Origin of the sequence: Taibaiella koreensis (assembly GCF_003545715.1) — a bacterium.
Taxonomy (GTDB): domain Bacteria; phylum Bacteroidota; class Bacteroidia; order Chitinophagales; family Chitinophagaceae; genus Taibaiella; species Taibaiella koreensis.
Genome location: NZ_QVNU01000001.1, coordinates 515,163 through 533,249, shown reverse-complemented (window position 1 = coordinate 533,249; position 18,087 = coordinate 515,163). Strand labels below are relative to the sequence as shown.

Annotated in this window: 14 protein-coding genes; 3 read left to right on the top strand and 11 right to left on the bottom strand. The window is 50.5% G+C overall.

Annotated features, from left to right (window positions below):
- Positions 1-146: 146 nt before the first annotated feature.
- From DZK30_RS02305 to DZK30_RS02295, 3 genes are all read right to left on the bottom strand, one after another.
- Positions 147-977, bottom strand: a complete 831-nt coding sequence (locus DZK30_RS02305; RefSeq protein ID WP_118972464.1) for a DUF4292 domain-containing protein — start codon at positions 975-977, stop codon at positions 147-149.
- Positions 970-2,607, bottom strand: a complete 1,638-nt coding sequence (locus DZK30_RS02300) for a tetratricopeptide repeat protein (protein WP_162902766.1) — start codon at positions 2,605-2,607, stop codon at positions 970-972. The genes DZK30_RS02305 and DZK30_RS02300 overlap by 8 nt, the downstream gene beginning before the upstream one ends.
- 176 nt (positions 2,608-2,783) lie before the next feature.
- Entirely contained in the window at positions 2,784-3,791 is a 1,008-nt protein-coding gene (locus DZK30_RS02295; protein WP_118972462.1) for a sugar phosphate nucleotidyltransferase, read from the bottom strand.
- Between the two features lie 178 nt (positions 3,792-3,969).
- On the opposite strand from DZK30_RS02295, the gene DZK30_RS02290 reads away from it, so the two are divergent.
- On the top strand, positions 3,970-4,512 hold the full coding sequence (locus tag DZK30_RS02290) for an NADPH-dependent FMN reductase (RefSeq protein ID WP_118972461.1): 543 nt from the start codon (positions 3,970-3,972) through the stop codon (positions 4,510-4,512).
- 70 nt (positions 4,513-4,582) lie between these two features.
- Positions 4,583-6,280, top strand: a complete 1,698-nt coding sequence (locus DZK30_RS02285; RefSeq protein ID WP_118972460.1) for a hypothetical protein — start codon at positions 4,583-4,585, stop codon at positions 6,278-6,280.
- A gap of 72 nt (positions 6,281-6,352) precedes the next feature.
- Here DZK30_RS02285 and ygiD read toward each other — a convergent pair whose 3' ends face one another.
- Positions 6,353-7,237 carry a 4,5-DOPA-extradiol-dioxygenase gene (gene ygiD, locus DZK30_RS02280; protein WP_118972459.1) on the bottom strand — a complete coding sequence of 295 codons (885 nt, stop codon included), beginning with the start codon at positions 7,235-7,237 and terminating at the stop codon, positions 6,353-6,355.
- A 161-nt stretch (positions 7,238-7,398) separates the two neighbouring features.
- Here ygiD and DZK30_RS02275 point away from each other — a divergent pair, with 161 nt between their 5' ends.
- Positions 7,399-8,196, top strand: coding sequence for an SDR family NAD(P)-dependent oxidoreductase (locus tag DZK30_RS02275; RefSeq protein ID WP_118972458.1), 798 nt, complete (start codon positions 7,399-7,401; stop codon positions 8,194-8,196).
- A gap of 87 nt (positions 8,197-8,283) precedes the next feature.
- On the opposite strand, the gene DZK30_RS02270 is transcribed toward DZK30_RS02275, so the two are convergent.
- The 7 genes from DZK30_RS02270 to DZK30_RS02240 form a co-directional block, all read right to left on the bottom strand.
- Complete coding sequence (locus DZK30_RS02270) at positions 8,284-8,835, bottom strand: transposase (protein ID WP_118972457.1); 552 nt, start codon at positions 8,833-8,835, stop codon at positions 8,284-8,286.
- Positions 8,836-9,020: 185 nt separating this feature from the next.
- Positions 9,021-9,974, bottom strand: a complete 954-nt coding sequence (locus DZK30_RS02265; protein WP_118972456.1) for an aldo/keto reductase — start codon at positions 9,972-9,974, stop codon at positions 9,021-9,023.
- A 28-nt stretch (positions 9,975-10,002) separates the two neighbouring features.
- A complete protein-coding gene (locus tag DZK30_RS02260; RefSeq protein ID WP_118972455.1) occupies positions 10,003-10,998 on the bottom strand; it encodes an alpha/beta fold hydrolase in 996 nt (331 codons plus the stop codon).
- A 35-nt stretch (positions 10,999-11,033) separates the two neighbouring features.
- The gene (locus tag DZK30_RS02255; RefSeq protein ID WP_118972454.1) at positions 11,034-12,110 is read right to left on the bottom strand and encodes an NADH:flavin oxidoreductase/NADH oxidase; all 1,077 of its coding nucleotides are present in this window, start codon (positions 12,108-12,110) and stop codon (positions 11,034-11,036) included.
- 87 nt (positions 12,111-12,197) lie between these two features.
- On the bottom strand, positions 12,198-13,316 hold the full coding sequence (locus DZK30_RS02250) for an efflux RND transporter periplasmic adaptor subunit (RefSeq protein WP_118972453.1): 1,119 nt from the start codon (positions 13,314-13,316) through the stop codon (positions 12,198-12,200).
- Between the two features lie 33 nt (positions 13,317-13,349).
- The gene (locus DZK30_RS02245; RefSeq protein WP_118972452.1) at positions 13,350-16,619 is read right to left on the bottom strand and encodes an efflux RND transporter permease subunit; all 3,270 of its coding nucleotides are present in this window, start codon (positions 16,617-16,619) and stop codon (positions 13,350-13,352) included.
- A gap of 48 nt (positions 16,620-16,667) precedes the next feature.
- A complete protein-coding gene (locus DZK30_RS02240) occupies positions 16,668-18,056 on the bottom strand; it encodes a TolC family protein (protein ID WP_118972451.1) in 1,389 nt (462 codons plus the stop codon).
- Between the last annotated feature and the right edge of the window lie 31 nt (positions 18,057-18,087).

Here is an 18,087-nt window from a genome sequence, read left to right as displayed (position 1 = left end):
ATGTCCCTTAAATCAACGAAAAATGTTTATCCCGCTGCGTCGCGGCACTGCAGCGGGAATAGGAAACCGCAATTATCCCAACGCTCCATAGGCAAAAAAAATCCGGCAAACTTAACGCTGCCGGATTACTATACGTAAGATAATACCTATTTTTTGGGAATGCTTTTGCGTTCATAGGAAGCCGGGATCGAAAAGCTGGTTTCTACCGGCACATCGAGCTCCGCTTTGCTGAATTCCATATCCAGCTTGACCTCTTGTCCCTTGTTATTGATAGTAATATAACGATTAAAGGCAAAGGGCTGCTGACCGGTTATCGGTCCGTACTTTTCGTAACGGATGGTGCAGGTAAAGCCGCGCTGCTCCGAGCTTAGCTGTAGTTCCTGCAAGGTGCCGGTGCGTTTATTGTATTGCAGCAACTCTGTAAAATCATCTTTAGCCACAGTGATCAACATCAGGCTATCCTTCGTCTCTGCCTTTTTCACGGGCATATCGTTGATCAGGGGGTTCCCGATTAAGAGGTTTTGCAATACCGGAAATTCCACCTGGGCCTGTATCAGCTCAAGTCCCTCCTTATAGGAGAGTGCATAGGCTTTTTTACCTATTTTGACAATGGCCCTCAGGCTATCGGGGGTAATCGAAGCCCGCGCCACCTCTGCAATACCCAGTGCTATAATAGAAGCCCAGATATCTTTGCTTTTATTCATCCGCAGGTTACCGGTAACATCCTGGTTTTGATCTTTGCTCTCAAAATGCATATCGGCTTTACCGCTGAAGGTATTCCAGGCAATGGTTTGGGCCAGGTATTCCTCTGCCTTACGTTCCTGGCTCACCGGCTTGACCGGTTCGGTGGTGGTCGTTTTCTTAGTGGTGTTACAAGCCTGTGTACCCAGCAGCAACAAGACGGCAGCAGCCAGCGCAATCGTTCGCACATGCGTACGTAACAATTGGAAGGGATATCTTTTCTGTAATTTAGTCATGCAGTTTTTTTTCGTTTATCTTTTTTTGCAGGCTTTCCGAGCGCTCTCCTTTGGATAAGGCAGTATTCCAATATTCGAGAGCGCCTTCCGTATTACCTAATTTGTACTCCACATCGCCCAGGTGCTCCCACAGGGTAGGATCCGCATTATCTTTATTGAGGTCTATCGCACGCTGAATATAGGGTTTGGCTTCCTTATACTTACCCTGCCGGTAGAGTATCCAACCGTAGGTATCCAGAAAGGTAGATTCTTCAGGACGCAATTTCAATGATTTTGCCGACATTTTCTCCGCTTCATCCAGATTTTCACCTCTTACCGATAAGTAATAGCTGAAATTGTTCAGCGCCATGGCGTTGTTGGGCTGCAACTTCAATGCCGCCCTGTAACAGCTATCCGACGATTTGAAGTGCCCTTCCGTATTGTATATATCTCCCAGCGAGAGCAACACATCGGATAACAAATCATCATTATTTTTTGTTTGCTCAACCGCTTTTTTAAAAAAGCGGATCGCCATATCGTTTTTCTTTTCCTGCATGTATCCTATGCCACCCAGGTAAAAGACCATGGGCTCTTTCGGAAAAATGCGTGCGGCACGTTCGCTGAGCGCAATTAGCGAATCGTTCTGCTGCTTCATGGAATGAAGATACATTACCTGCTGCCAGGACGTGTAATTGAGCGAGTCGATACTGATTACCTTTTTGTATTGCTTCAGTGCTTCTTCAAATTGCCCATCCGTCACCAGCACATCGCCGTAAAGAGATATCGCCTGTGGCTGCAGGGGCTCCTGCTGCGCCAGCTTTCGCGTCAGATCGAATACGATCTTACGGGAGGCTGAGTCGGCGCCGCGATACTGAATGAAGGGGGCCAGCAAACCGATACGATCTTCAGTACTCACACTCTGGTTCATCACGGCCTTTCCCAGATAAGCTTCCATGTGTGGCATATCCTTTTTTCTAAGGTAATATTGGACCATGGCCAACTGTACAGAGACGTCATCCGGAAATTTTTCTTCCGCTTCCCGGTAGGCAGCTGCTGCCTTTTCAGGCATATTGTTATTGTCGTAAAGTTCTGCCAGCAATAGCCGGTAGTGCGGTTCAGCAGGATAAAAGGCGATCAGCTTCCGGCCTTCTGCGGCTGCGCCTTCCACATTGTTCATGTTCAGGTAGATCTGCTGGCGCTGTTGCAGCAGGCTTTCGTCATCGGCGCCTATATAGCGGGCCAGCTTGTCCAGGGTACCAAGCGCCTCCTCATAATGTTTAGCCTTTTGGTACAACATTGATTCCCGCATCAGGTATTCTTCGGGCGCACGGTCGCGGGCGGCTATCTTGTCATAAATACGGGCGGCTGCCACATATTGCTCATCAAAAGTGAGCAGATCGGCATATTGTTTCAGTATCCATTTATTGGTCGAATCGCCTTGCAAGGCTATTCGTGCTTCGGTCAATGCCCTGGCAACGTTGTTCCGTTCAAACCACAGCCGGGACAACTCGTAATGTGCCGTTGCATTGGCAGGCTGCGCTGCAGCAAACAGCGAATACTTACGGAAAGCCTCTTCCCGGTTGTCCAGCATTTTGGCTTTTACGGCATCCATAAATAGCTGATCCGCCGAATCCTGCGAAACATGGATCACCGTAGGGATTGCAGCGAGGCCGCTCCTACTTTGCGCAGCCGATTGCGCTGCCTTGCGCGGGGAGCTGCAGGATACAGCCAATATCGCCCAGCCAAGTGTCAAAATAAAAAACCTGGCGGATCGTGAGAATCTGCCAGGCTTAGCTGAAACAAAATTAGGATACAACATCAGATCGTTCATAAAACCACAGAAAAGTCGCCGAGGCTGAGCTCGTCGGCCTTGCTACTGTAAGTTACGTTTTTTCCCAGCATAGAGTTGGTAATGCAGGCATTTTTAACAGTTGCTTGCTCCTGGATAATACTGTTGCTAATCAAAGCGTTTTCAATGGCAACACCAGCTTCCAGCGATACGTGCGGGCCCACTACGGCATTGCGCACCGTAACGCCTTCCCCGATGAAACAGGGCGCTATGATCGTTGCATTTTCCAGGATGGCAGAGGTAGCTACCAGCTGCTCCTTATCTTTCTTAATTTCGAGGATACGCTGATTGGTATATACCGTTGCGTCCTTATTACCACAATCGAGCCATTCCTCTACCTGGTCACTGTAAAAGGCGAGGCCTTTGTTCTTCATATTCTCCATCGCAGTGGTCAGCTGGTATTCTCCTTTTTCAGTAACGCTATTATCGATAAGGTATTGCATTTCCTTACGCAGATTTTCACCGTCTTTGAAATAATATACACCAATGATCGCCAGATCAGAGACGAACTCGACAGGCTTTTCCACAAATTCGGTAATCCTTCCGTCCTCAGCCAGCTTTACCACTCCAAAAGCAGAGGGGTCGGCTACTTTCTGGGTCCAGATGATTGCATCTTTCCCGGTATCGATCTTAAAGTCGGCCTTGAACAGGGTATCGGCAAAAGCAATAAATACATTGCCTTTAAGACTGTCGGCTGCGCATAAGATCGCATGTGCCGTACCCAGTGCCTGTTCCTGGTAGCAGATCCTACCCTTCGCACCCAGGCTTTCGGCCACTTTTACCAGCATTTCTTCCACAGCTTTACCAAAATGCGGTGCGATAATGAAGGCGATCTCCTCCACATTTTCATTGGCAGTAGCAATAATATCTTCTACTAAACGCTGTACTACAGGTTTTCCGGCAATGGGAATAAGCGGTTTGGCCGTAGTGAGGGTGTGAGGGCGCATACGTTTGCCCATTCCGGCCATAGGTATAATAATGTTCATATCTTATGCTTGAAATAATTATTTTCAATAGGTAAAACCGGTCCTGCGGCTTAAACGGCGCGAAGGTATTCTATTTTCCCCTTACAAATGATGAGATTAATTTATCTATAACAAAACCCGGGGGACAAAAAATATTCGCTTATACTTGCACCCGTTATTCCTATCTAAATTTATATTCATGAATATTGAGATCATCGCGGGTAGTCCGCGCCATCCCAGCCTCAATGCAAGGGTCGCCCGGTATGTTCACCGTCATCTGCAATCGATTTCCAGCCACCAGGTGGGATTAATCGAAATGAATAGCCAGACGCTGCCCTTTATCGAAAAGGTATGGACTTCGGCCGACAAAGCGCCCGAAGAATTCCGCCCCCTTGCTGAGCGGATGTTTGCAGCCGATGCCTTTATTATTTCTTCCCCCGAATACAACGGCGGTTATTCACCGGCGATGAAAAACCTGTTTGATCATTTCCCCAAACAGGCGCGAAAACCCTTCGGGATCATTACCTCTTCCGACGGGGCAATGGGCGGCATGAGGGCAGCCCAGCAATTGCTACAGCTGGTGCCGGCATTATTCGGCATTTTATCTCCTTTTATGCTGCTCGTACCACAGGCCGACAAAAAATTCGATGAGCAGTCGCAGCTGCTGGCGCCGGAGTTCCATAAAAACGTTGAAGATTTTTGCAGGGAATTCCTGTGGCTGGCAGAGAAGATCAAAGGCTAAGCCGGCATACAAGCCATCATTTTCCGCTTCGTTTTGTAATTTGCGATCCTTACCAAAAGCTTTCGGCTACATGGACAAACGTTTACTAAGCCTGGGATTATCGTTGTGCCTCTGGGCAACGGCAACGGCGCAAGAAACCTTCCTACCGGGCGGAAGCGACGAGTATCACCTGCTGGAACGGCTGGAAACGCGATCCGGCGCACTGTCTGACGAGCTTTTCCTGAGCACGCAACCGGTATCGCGGAAGGATGCCGTAGGCTTTCTGAAGGAAGAAAAACCGGCCAGCTACGACGGGTCGGCCAGCGCCATAGATGTTTACAATATCAATCGCGCCTTATCCATCAGCGGAGAATGGGACGGCCCTAACGGCGACGGTGCTGCCGACTCCCGGTACAGCCTCTGGAATACGATATACCGGAAGCAGCCCGATTTTATTAACGTGAACCGGGACGGTTTTTTCCTGGTTGCCAATCCTGTATTGAGCTTTCAGGCCGGCTTTGACAGGGATAAACCAAGAAAGTTTGTGTACAGCAGCACGCAAGGCGTGGAGTTGCGCGGCCGCATCAAAGATTGGGTTGGTTTTTACTTTTACATCACCAACAACTACGACGAGCCACCGACCTATGTACGCGACTGGATTGAGAAATGGGGTGCTATTCCCGGCGCAGGGCATTTTACCCGATCGGGCAACGGTTATCAATACCTGCAGATCAGGGGCTATGTCAACGTTCCGCTTATACGGGATCATGTGAGCCTTAGCCTGGGCTACGACAAGCACTTTATAGGCGATGGCCTGCGTTCCCTTTTCCTATCCGACTTTTCGGAAGGTGCAGCCTTCGCCCGCATCAACACCCGCATCTGGAAGCTTAACTATCAGAACCTGTACCTGATGCTAAAGCCACAATCGCTGACCGGGGAACCGGCTACGACAGGCCACAAATACGCGACCGCCCACTACCTGAGCCTGAATGTGACCCGCTGGCTCAATATCGGCTTATTCGAAACCGTTACCTTCACCCGCAGCGATCATTTCGAATTCGGCTATCTTAATCCTATTATTTTCTACCGGGCAATAGAAAGAGGCATGGGCAGCCCCGACAAAGTGGCGCTGGGCTTTAATGTGAAGGCCATTGTGCTGAAGCACCTGAGCCTCTATTCCCAACTGCTGATCAACGAATTTACCACCAAAGAGCTCTTTTCAGGCAATGGTTACTGGGCCAACAAATGGGGTATCCAAGCCGGCGCCAAGTATTTTGACGCCTTTACCATCAGTAACCTGGACCTGCAGGGCGAAGTAAATATTGTGCGGCCCTATACGTACCAGCATTATGCCAGTCTCTCCGGCAATAGCATCGCTAATGCTACAAATTATAATGAGCCATTGGCTCATCCGCTGGGCGCCGGATTTGCCGAGCTGATCGGCAATGTGTATTATCAACCCCTGCCACGCCTGTCGATCAACGCCAGGGCCATGTATTATCGCCAGGGTATCGATACCAACGGCAGCAATAATGGCAGCAATATTTTCCTGGATTACAACACCCGCCCAGCCAATTACGGGGTAAAGCTGATCAATGGCCCGCAGGCCGATTGTATGCTCTTTTCGCTGAACGCCTCCTATGAGTTCAGGCCCCGTCTGTATATCGACATTGGCGGCACTTACCGCCGGTACAAGGTGGAAAATAATTTATTGCCTGAACAAAGCAGCCTGTTCCTCACGGCCGGCATACGGCTTAACCTGGCGCCAAAAAATTACACGCAGTTCTGATTGATACACAGCACAGATAGGGCCGGGTACTTATCCGGCCCTATCGTTTTTTTATGAATACAGGCGTTACAATCAACTTTTCCCTATTCGGAACGAAGTCATGGTAAGCGAACCCATAACCGCTTTATCATTAAAAAAATGAAGCTCATCCTTATTTTCCTGCAAGGCAAGCGCATATAGCATAGGGAAATAATGATCCGGTGTAGGAATGGCCAGATCGAATGCCTTACCCTGATGCGTGAAATCGATCAAGGGACGATGATCTCCGGCGCCGATCCAATATTTCATTTGCTCATTGGCCTCCGTGGCCCAATCAAAAGCAAACCCAGGCTCATCCATTTTCTCCCAGGCGACCATACGGAGATTATGCACCATATTCCCGCTGCCGACGATCAGTATTCCTTTCCGCCGCAACACTGCCAACCGGCGGGCCAGGTCGTAATGGTATTGGGCCGGCTGATGATAATCAATACTCATCTGTATCACCGGAACATCGGCCTCGGGGTACAGATGCTTTACTACACTCCAACAGCCATGGTCCAATCCCCAAGCTTCATCCAGGGCAGCATCGGGAAGCAACGCAACAGTTTCTCCCGCCAGCTCGGGGCTACCGGGCGCAGGATACTCGACCCGGAACAATTCGTCGGGGAAACCGCCGAAATCGTGAATGGTCCTCGGTCGCGCCATTCCTGTGATCAACGTACCCCGGGTAAGCCAGTGTGCCGAAATACAAAGAATGGCGTTTGGACGGGGCAGCGTCTGCCCTATCCGTTCCCATTCTATTGAAAATTCATTTAGCTCAATGGCGTTCATCGGGCTACCATGCCCAAAAAAGAAGACCGGCATCGGCTCTGTGCTCAGCAATGGATCGGCGTATTGCTCCAGGGTGCTTAGCCCTGCAATACTTCCGGATAAAGGTGTAATGGACATCATTTTTAAAAAGTCGAGCCTATTCATAGGAAACGTAGCATTGCAAATTTCGGCATTTAACAGCTGAAAATGTAGCTCATTGCAACCACAAAATGCATACCGGTATCGACAAATGCAATCAGAGACAGGTTCGTTACTTTTGCAAATCCTTAAGGTCTATAAAGCCGGCGGGAAAATAAATACATTGCATGGCACAATTACAATTTGCAGACCGGTGGGTAATGGTTACGGGAGCCTCTTCGGGACTAGGCTACGAGATGGCAATCCAGTTGGCCACCCGGCATAAGGCGCATCTTATCCTGGTCGCCCGCCGTGCCGACAAGCTGGAGGCACTGAAACAGGTTATCGCACAAGCAGCGCCTGCCACGAAAGTAAAAGTCGTTACTGCCGATCTTTCCCGGCTTGAAGATATTGACCGTTGTGTAGCGGCGGCCCTTGAAGAAGACAATCTTTACGGCGCTATTCTCAATGCAGGCATCACTTATTTCGGCGAGCACCTTGAGTTGGAGTGGGCACACTTTGAACAAATGCTGCAAACCAATGTGAGTGGCATGGTACGCATGACCCAGCAATTAGCGGCCTATTTTGAACGCAAGCAAAAGGAAGGTGGTCTTATGATCGTATCGAGTATGGCCGCCGTGTTGCCTACACCCTACCAGGCAGCCTATTCCGGGACCAAGGGCTTTATGCTTAATTTCATAACGGCCTTATCCCATGAGCTTCACAACAAGCGTTTTTCCATGACGGTATACCTGCCGGGAGGCATGGTTACAGAAATGACCGATAACGATAAATTTTCGCCATTGAAACGCTGGCTAATGCCGGTAGCAGCGGCGGCCCGGCAGGGCCTTTACGCCTTCCGCAAACGAAAAAGGACGTATGTTCCCGGCGCAACCAACCGGCTGGGCGCTTACCTTTCCGGCATTATTCCCAAACGGATCATCATCCAAGGCATGGCGCGCACCTATGGCAAAGCACTGAAATGATAACGCGTACCTCTCCGGCCTGTAGAGACGTTGCATGTGTATCCCAGTTTGTAGAGACGTTGCATGCAACGTCTCTACAGGTCGTTTTTAACGTTTATAAAATTTGTCCTTTTTCCAGTTACGTGGATTCTTCACGATGTAATCAGAGATCCGGCCCCATTCCTGTTCATCCCTGATAATATGATCGTGAAACCGGGCCTGCCAGGCGAAGGGAATTTGCTGTTCATTGGCCCAGCGGGTGACAGCGCTTTTGAATGAACGGACGATGACCGCCAGTGATTGAGGTAATGGTGAGATACCGGACATTACGCGGCATTTCAGACTGCCATCATCTTTCACCATATCTCTGACAACAGGAGTATAATCTTTGTTATGCAGCACGATAATACCATGTACATGATTGGGCATGATCACAAATTGGTCTAATGCAGCATTGGGAAAATGCAGGGGTATTTGCGCCCAACAATGCCGGGCATAGTCGCCCAGGAAATTCAGCATCATACTATCTTTTTGAATATCGCCAAAATAGCATTGATGCTCCCGGGTGCAAATGGTCACGAAATAACCACCAGGATTGCGGTAATCCCAACCGTTCAATCGTGCCGATTCTATTCTGTATTGATTCCTGTACAGCGTCACAGGATTGAAAATACGAAATACGGTCGCAGCTAGACCGGATTACAAAAAAATAGAAATATCACTGGAACCTTTACACATTTATGTAATGCATCGCATAAATGTGTAAAGGCGTTGCATTGTATGTGTATTCCATGCCTGTAGAGACGTTGCATGCAACGTCTCTACAGGTAATTTATTATAAAAAATCAACGCCAGGCACTGGCTTCATCCAACAGGGCGATCGCGTCGGCATCCAGGGATAATTGCGCTGCTGCGATAAGATCCTGCAATTGCGTCAGGGAGGTCGCGCTGGCGATAGGAGCGGTTACCGAGGGCCGGGCGATCAGCCAAGCTATGGCGACGCTTGCCGGTTGGGTATGGTAGCGTGCTGCTACCTGATCCAGCGCAGCCAGTATTTTAAATCCTCTTTCGTCCAGGTAGGTTGCTACGCCGCCACCTCTTGCACTCTTCGAGAGATCTTCTTTGCTCCTGTACTTGCCCGTAAGGAAGCCGCTGGCCAGGGAATAATAACTGATCACCCCAAGCCTGTGATCGGTACATATCTGTTCCAGTTCCTTTTCAAATTGGTCACGGACATACAAGTTATAATGCGGTTGAAAGGTCTGATAACGGGGCAGGTCTTGCTTTTCGCTGGCCGTCAAAGAGGCCAGCAGCCGGGCAGGGCTGAGGTTGGAAGCCCCAATCCAACGCACTTTACCTTCTTTGATCAACTGCTGGTATGCTTCCAATGTTTCTTCAACCGGCGTCGTATCATCGTCCCAATGGGTCTGGTAAAGATCGATATAATCGGTTTGCAGACGCCGTAATGAATCTTCCGCGGCTCTAATGATATAGCTACGGGAAAGGTCCTTTTTGCCCTGTCCCATATCTCCGCCTACCTTAGTGGCGATAATCACGTCATTGCGATTGTTCCTCGCCTTCATCCAGTTGCCGATGATCGTCTCCGATTCTCCACCCTCATTATTTGCTGCCCAGCGGCTATATACATCAGCTGTATCGATGAGATTGAAACCGGCAGCGGTAAAGCCATCGAGCACCTCGAAGGAACGGGCTTCATCAATCGTCCAGCCAAAAACATTGCCTCCCATTGTAAGCGGGGCTACCATCAGGTCCGATTGCCCCAATTGTCTTTTTTCCATAAGCATATCAAGTATATTGGTTATTATTCTAGTCTTCCAGGAAGCCAAGCAAGGCTTTCCTGAACTGCCGGTAATCGGACAAATGTGGCGCATGACCAGCATCGTCTATTTCCTTCAGCCGGCAATGCTTTATTCTTTTGGCTGTTTCCCGGCCCAGTCGCGGATAGTTGCCCAGACTTTCCTGCACCGATCTTGAAGCCCTGCCCTTGCCCAGCGCTGTCCTGTCCTTCTGCCCGATGATGAGCAAAGTGGGCGCCTGTATTTGTTCCCATTCGTAACATACCGGCTGTGTAAAGATCATATCATATAACAAAGCCGAATTCCAGGCAATACGCGGATAGTCGGCATTGCGTGTCCAACCCGCCGGTATCTCGATCCAGCGGTCATATTCGGGCTTCCATTCGTGGTTATAATAAAAGTCCATCTGGTATTGCTTCAGGCTTTCGTAAGTCTGCTTCAACTCGGAAGCATACCAGTCGTCCACTGTTTGATAGGACACTACCCGTTTCCAATCTTCCAGGCCAAGAGGATTCTCCAATACCAGTTGCTCCACAAGCTCAGGGAACATCAATGCAAAACGGGCAGCGAGCATACCACCCATAGAATGACCAACCACAATAGCCTTGCCAATATGCAGGCGGTCAAGGATAGCTTTGGTATTGAGCGCCAGCAACTGGAAGCTATACTGGATCCGGTGGGGCTTGGACGATTTACCAAAACCGATCTGATCGGGGATCACCACCCGGTAGCCTTCTTTCAGCAGGTCCCTTACTGTCTGCTCCCAGTAAGCCCCGCAGAAATTCTTCCCGTGCAGCAATAGTACCGTTCTTCCATTAGGCTTTCTGGGCTGTACATCCATAAAGGCCATTTGCAATTGCTCTCCCTGGATCACGAGGTGAATACGGTCTACAGGGAAAGGATATGCTATATTTTCCAGGTTGGTTGCGGTTACCTCATAACAACCCTCCTGGGCCGATGCACCAAAGGACAGCAAAACAGCAAAGACTAGCAGCCATTTCTTCATAGACATTATGTTTTTCCTAAAAGGACAACTGTCTTCTATTTTTCCCTACCCGGCTTCGCTCTTTCATATTGGGGCAGATAAGCCGGCTCGTCACCCAACTGTACGGCCGCACGCAAGGGGAAATAAGGATCGCGCAGCAGCTCCCTGGCCATTAAAACCAGGTCGGCTTGCTCGTCTTCAAGTATTTGCTCGGCTTGCTGCGCGCTATTGATCAGACCTACAGCTCCGGTCATCATACCTGTCTCTTTCCTGATCCTTTCTGCAAAAGGGACCTGGTAACCGGGCTCCAGGGGAATGCGCACACCCGTAACCAGTCCCCCCGTAGAAACATCGATCAGATCGACACCCTTATCAGCAAGTAGCCCTGCCAGCGCTACAGACTGGTCGATATCCCATCCGCCATCGGCCCAGTCGGTAGCGGATATCCGTACAAATAAGGGCATATGCGCCTTCATTTTCGGTTGAACCGCATCGATCACCTCCAGCAATAGCCGCGTTCTGTTATCAAAGCTACCGCCGTATTCGTCTGTCCGTTGGTTGCTCAGCGGCGACAGGAATTGATGCAGCAGGTAGCCATGTGCCGCATGCAACTCAATCACATCGTAGCCCGCTGCTACTGCGCGTCCGGCTGCCATCGCAAAATCAGCAATCACTTTTTCGATACCCTGTTTGTCTAAGGCCAGGGGAAGCTCATCTGCTTCGCGATAAGCAATGGCCGATGGCGCCACTGTAGGCCAGCCTCCTTCGGCCCTGCCGATCTGTACATTACCTTTCCAGGGCGCCCGCGTGCTGGCTTTGCGCCCCGCATGTGCCAGCTGAATGCCCGCATAAGCGTGCTGCCGGTGTATAAAGTCCGTTATCTGCTTCAGCTTAGCGATATGTTCCTCTTTCCAGATACCCAGATCGTCCGGCGATATCCGTCCTTCGGAAGATATGGCCGTCGCCTCGGACAGGATCAATGCCGCGCCACCCACGGCCCGGCTTCCGAGATGCACCAGGTGCCAATCGTTGGCAAAGCCATCTTCCGCAGAATATTGACACATTGGCGACACCACGATCCGGTTTTTCAACAATAGGCCTTTGACCGGCAAAGGAGAAAATAATAGCGACATGTATAGCGTGTTTAGCTGGCGACTACAGGAAAACAAAACTGCCGCCCGGCCACGGGACAACAATCGCAATACCTTTAAAGTTGCCTTTTAGTTAATCTTTAATCTGGGCGCACTGCTGCTGTCGCGCACCTCCTCGCTGGCTTGCTTCACCAGCACATCATCAATTGCGATATTACCGAATATTTCGGTACGGTCGTCCGATGTCCGTCCGGTGGTTACGGGTACCCACAAGGTTTTCCCATTGACCACTTTGATCACATACACGCCTTTGGTCGAATTCAATACCGCTGAGGCAGGCACTACAAAAGTACGGGCATCGCTGTTCATCGGTATCTCCACTTCGGCTACCATGCCCGGCAATAATTGCTTGTCTTCGTTGATCACGTCCATCTCGGTACGCTGCGACCGTAAACGATAATCCAATGCACCGGCCAGGCGGGCTACAGAGGCCGTGAACTTATGTCCTGACGCAGCACGAACGGTAAAGCTGACTTCGCTTTTATTTTTCAGATAGCCGGTGTACGCATCCGGTACACTTACCACCAGCCTCAGCTTCTTTTGCTCCTGCAGGGTGAAGATAGGCATATCAGAACCTTTACCCGCAGGCCCTACATAGGCGCCGGTGCTTACATTACGGGCACTGATCACCCCACTAAAAGGCGCCCTGATCTCCAGGTAACCACGGTTATCGGTCACTTCCTTTTGCGCCGCACGGGCGGCATCCAGCTGGGCCAGGTCGGACCGCTGCTTGGCATAAGCCTGATCCAGATCGTTCTGAGAAACCGTACCCGGTGTTTTGCTGGTCTCCAATAGACGGTCATAAGTAGCTTTGCTTGCCAGGTACAGCGCTTCTTGCGACTTGAGCCTCGACTGCGCGCCCGACAGCTGTGCATTAAGCTCCGGGGCTTCCATTACCGCCAGCAACTGGCCGGTTGTCACCTCTGAGCCCACATCGACGTACAGTTTCCGGACGAAGCTGCTGACCTTGGCATACAGGTCTACTTGCTGAAACGCAACCAGCTCACCGGGAATTTGCATAGAAGTGCTCATCTGTCCTTCCTGCAGCCGAAAAGCCTCCAGTTCCGGCCCTGAGGTCATGGCTCCCTGCTTATGTTCATCGGCCGAGGAGGTGCCGCAGCCGGAAAATATCCAGACACCGGAAAGCGGGATCATCAGGCTCAATGCTATTTTTATTATCTGTTTCATCGCTTGTTTGTTTTTGCGTTTATGGCTATGGTATTATTTCAGAGGAACATAAAATTTACTTTCTTCATCTTCGGGATCGAGCGATACACTTTGCGTAGTAGCTTTTCCCTGTCCCCAGGCAAAGGTGAGCGGGAGAATGAACAAGGCAGCAAATGTAGATGCTATCAGACCGCCGATCACGGCTCTACCCAACGGAGAAGACTGATCGCCGGCCTCGCCCAATCCGCTGGCCATGGGGATCATACCTACCACCATCGCCAGCGCCGTCATCAGGATCGGGCGCAGGCGCAGTGCTGCAGCTTCCTTGGCCGACAACAGCGCATTACCATTGTGTTTGCGCAACTGTTCTGCATTAGTAATAAGCAGTACGGCATTGGAGATCGATACCCCTACGGACATGATCATACCCATGTAAGATTGCAGATTCAGTGTAGAGCCGCAAAGCATAAGCAGGGCGAGCGAACCGAACAAAACGGCCGGCACCGTCGCCAATACTACGGCTGATACTTTAAAGGATTGGAAATTGGCAGCCAGCATCAGGAAGATCACCACGATGGCTACCAGCAGACCACTTTGCAGGCTATCCAGCGTCTCGCCCAAAGTACTGCTCAGACCGATCAGCTCTACGTTCAGGCCGCGGGGCAGCTCTCCCAGCGACTTGATTGCCCGCTGTACTTCAGCGGAAGCCTTACCCAGGTCGACATTATTCAGGTTGGCTGTTACGGTAAGGATCGGCATGGCGCCCAGGTTATCGTTCTCTCCGTAAGTAGTAGATGGCGTAATAGTGGCTACATCGCTCAATACCGGCCGGGTCGCATTTTTCTGCAGGGGTATCTCGCCAATATCATTAACCGTCGTCATCTTACTCTCGGGAACCTGTACCTGTACACTATAGCTCAGACCGGCTTTCTGATCTACCCAGATATTCTTCTCGGTAAGCCGCGACGAGGATGTAGAGGCAATGAGCGATCGTGTTACGTCGCTGACATCAACGCCCAGCTGTGCTGCCCGCATACGGTCGATGTTAACATTAAGTGCAGGGTATTTGGTAGATTGCCCCAGCTGCACATCGCGCAGATAAGGTATCTGCTTCAGCTTCTCAACGATCATCATGGCGTATTTCTCATTCAGTTTTTTATCCCTTCCGGCAAAACGGACTTCTATCGGTGTAGGGGAGCCCTGGCTGAGGATTTTATCAGTAAGCTCGATGGGCTCAAAAGACAATTGCAAGCGACTGTCCAACTGCTTGGCCCTGGCCCTGATCTTATCTTTAAGCTCATCGAGATTCGTCTTATAGTCTTCTTTCAAAGCCACCTGCAGCACGGCCTCATGCGGTCCGGCCATCCAAAGGAAGATAGGGGCGGTAGAAAACAGCTGGGGATGCATCCCTACAAAAGCTGAAGTGATCGATACGTGTTCTTTACCAACAATATCATTGATCGCATTGGTCAGCTTTACTGTTTTCAGCTCCGTCTCTTCGATACGGGTACCCTCCGGCGCCCGCAGACGCACCTGGAACTGACCGCCGTTTACCTTAGGCAGTACATCACGGCCGATGCTATTGATCATGAATGCCACCAGGCCGCACACCACCAGGAGATAAGCGCTCACAATCACCTTCCGGTAAGGCATCATCCGGTCGATAAAACGGAGGTAACGGTTACGCAGCCGTTCAAACCGGCTGATCTTACCATCCCGGTTGCTATCGGCGCGTTCTACCAGCGCTGCTTTCTGTTCCCAGGTATCCTTTTCACTACCTGCCGAAAGTCCTGCTGCTGCAAATTCTTCAGCATCGCTCATCTCTGTACCGTCGGCCTTTTTATGGTGCTTGATCTTCATGATCCAGTTGGCCATTACCGGTACGAAAGTCTGTGCCAGGAAATAAGATACGACCATGCTGAAGCCGATTGCCAATGCCAGCGGCAGGAACAGAGAACCCGGAATACCGCCCATAGTAAAGGCAGGAGCAAACACCGCCAGGATACAGAACAGGATAAGCAGCTTTGGAAAGGCGATCTCCTTACAGGCATCCCATATGGCCAGGGCTTTGGGCTTACCCATATCCAGGTGCTGGTGAATATTCTCGATCGTGACCGTACTTTCATCAACCAGGATCCCGATCGCCAATGCCAGGCCGCTCAGGGTCATGATATTGATAGTCTGGCCAAAGAGATTCAGGAACAGCACCGCCGAGATAATGGAGGTGGGAATGGTAAGGATCACGATGAGCGCTCCCCTGGGATCGCCCAGGAACAGCAGCACCATAAGACCCGTCAATACCGCACCTATCGCGCCTTCACTCAACAGGCTTTTTACCGAATTGATCACATAGGTGGACTGGTCAAATTCATAGCTCAGCTTGACATCTTCGGGCAGCTGCGCCTGCATTTTGGGCATTGCTTTTTTCAGGTTCTGCACCACCTCCCAGGTAGAGGCATCGGCGCTTTTAGCAATGCTGATGTATACGGAACGCTTGCCATTAATAAGCGCATAGCTGGTCGTCACATCGGCGCCATCTTCAACCGTCGCCACATCGCGCAGGTAGAGGTTCTGCACACCATTCTTGAATAAAGGAATGTTCTCAAAATCCTTGATCTTGTCAATCGTCGTATTGGTAGGGGTAATGTAATTCTTATCGCCGATCCTCACATTGCCCGAAGGCGCTACCTGGTTGTTTAGCCGCATCGCCTCCACCAATTGATCCGGCGTCATGTTGTGTGCCCGCAATAGTTCGGGATCAGCTTTGATCACTACCGTACGGATGTTACCACCGAAAGGGGTTGAACCTACCAGGCCCGGCACCGAAGTAAAGGCCGAACGTACATAAACGTTCGCCATATCCAGCAGCTCATTGTTGCTGCGTGTCTTACTGCTGAGCACCAGCTGGCCAACAGGAAGTGTTGACGCATCGAAGCGGATAATAAAAGGCGGGTTTGATCCCGGTGGAAAAATAGCCTGCGCACGGTTGGAGAAGGCGCTTACCTCGGCCGCGGCCTGCGCCATATTGGTACCGGGATAGAAATTGATCTTGATCAGTGTAAGACCCGAGATATTCTTGGTCTCCACACTCTTTACACCATTGACAAAAAGAAGAATATTGATGTATTGTTTACCAAAGAAAGCCTCCATCTGTGAGGAAGTATATCCGCCAAATGGATGCGACAGGTAGATCACCGGCATATCCAGCTTGGGAAAGATATCGATCTTGATGCTGGTTACCGCCTTAACCCCAAAAAAGAACAGGCCGGCTACCAATACCAGTATTGTAATAGGCTTACGTAAGGCGAAGCGGATTAAATTCATAAAGGTTGGCTTAAGATACTTTGCTTAAAGAATTAGGAATGGCCATCGTTACAGCTGGCTTTCGAACAGATTAAAATCACCGGCCGCGGCAGCTTTGAGCAACAAGGCCTGCCATACGTTATTATTAGCGATATCCCGGTCGGTTTCGGCCCTGATGAGCACATAAAGCGCCTGCGTTACATCGATAAGGTTGGTGAGCCCATTCTTATACAGCACCGATTTCTGCAGATAGGCATTTGATGCTGCCCGCACCTGCACCGGTACTTCCCTGTAACTGGCGAGTGCATTGGCGATCTTGGTATCGGAGAGCTGCAGCTGGGCATTGACCTGCTGTACCGCCAGATCATATTCGTCTTCCAGGCCTTTGCTGATAAAGCGTTGCGCTTTGACCTGCTTGGCGATCCGTAAAGGTTGTGTGATGTTCCAGGTAACGCCAACACCCAAAAGATAATTGGTACGCGTGGGATGAATACCATCCCAATAGCCCTGACTATAATCATTCTGATTGGTGGTATAACCAGAATTGAATCCAGATCCGCGGGTTTGCAGCACGCCCACCAGGCTGAATGCCGGGTAATAAAGCGTCTTATAATACCGGACTTGTTCATCGCTGAGTGTCATACGGCTTTTATACCATTGCAGTACCGGGTGGTTCTCCGCCGCCTGGCTATCTGCCGGCATCATAGGTACACGGGAAACAAAAAAAGTATCCAGCAGGAACTCCCTGGGTGGCACACCCATCAGCTGCGCCAACTGGTTACTTTGCTCCTGCTCTACATCCCGTGCCTTGATCAGTGTAATGCGTGCATTGGAAAGCTCAGCATTGGCCTGGGCCGAGTCAACACCGGCGATAAGGCCGTTCAGCGCCCTTACGGTAACAATGCGCTTGAACGTATCGGCACGCTCCAGGTTCTTTTCATAAGAGCGGCGCAGTTGCTGTGCCGCCAGCAGGTTGAGATAAGTGCCGGCCACCTTTACCTGGTGCCTGAAGAGTTCTTGCTGCCAGTCCTTATTGTCCCTGGCTGCGGTGGCTTCTGCCGTACGTATCTTTTCTTTCGCACGGCCAAAAGCAAAGAAATCCCAGTTGACATTGGTAAGGTAGAGGGCGCCGAATGCCGCCGTCCAGTTCTGGTGATCGAGCGGAATGCCAGAGGAGGAGGCACTCAGGCCGCCAAAACCATATAAAGGGCCATTCTGACCATTGATGGTACCATAATCCTGCTGGGCAGACAAGTTGAGATTGGGAAGATATTCCCGTTTAGCCTGACTGATCTGTTCCCGGGAAGCCGCTGCATAATTGGCCTTGGCCTTCACTGTTCCATAATTTTCGATAGCGAGGCGTACAGCCTCCTTCAGCGACAGGGTATCCTGTGCCCGAAGGGGTGTCATCTCACTGGAAAAAAGGAGTAATGCAATAAGATAATTCCTGATCTGCATGAGGTGTGTCTGTTTTACAATGAAACCCGGA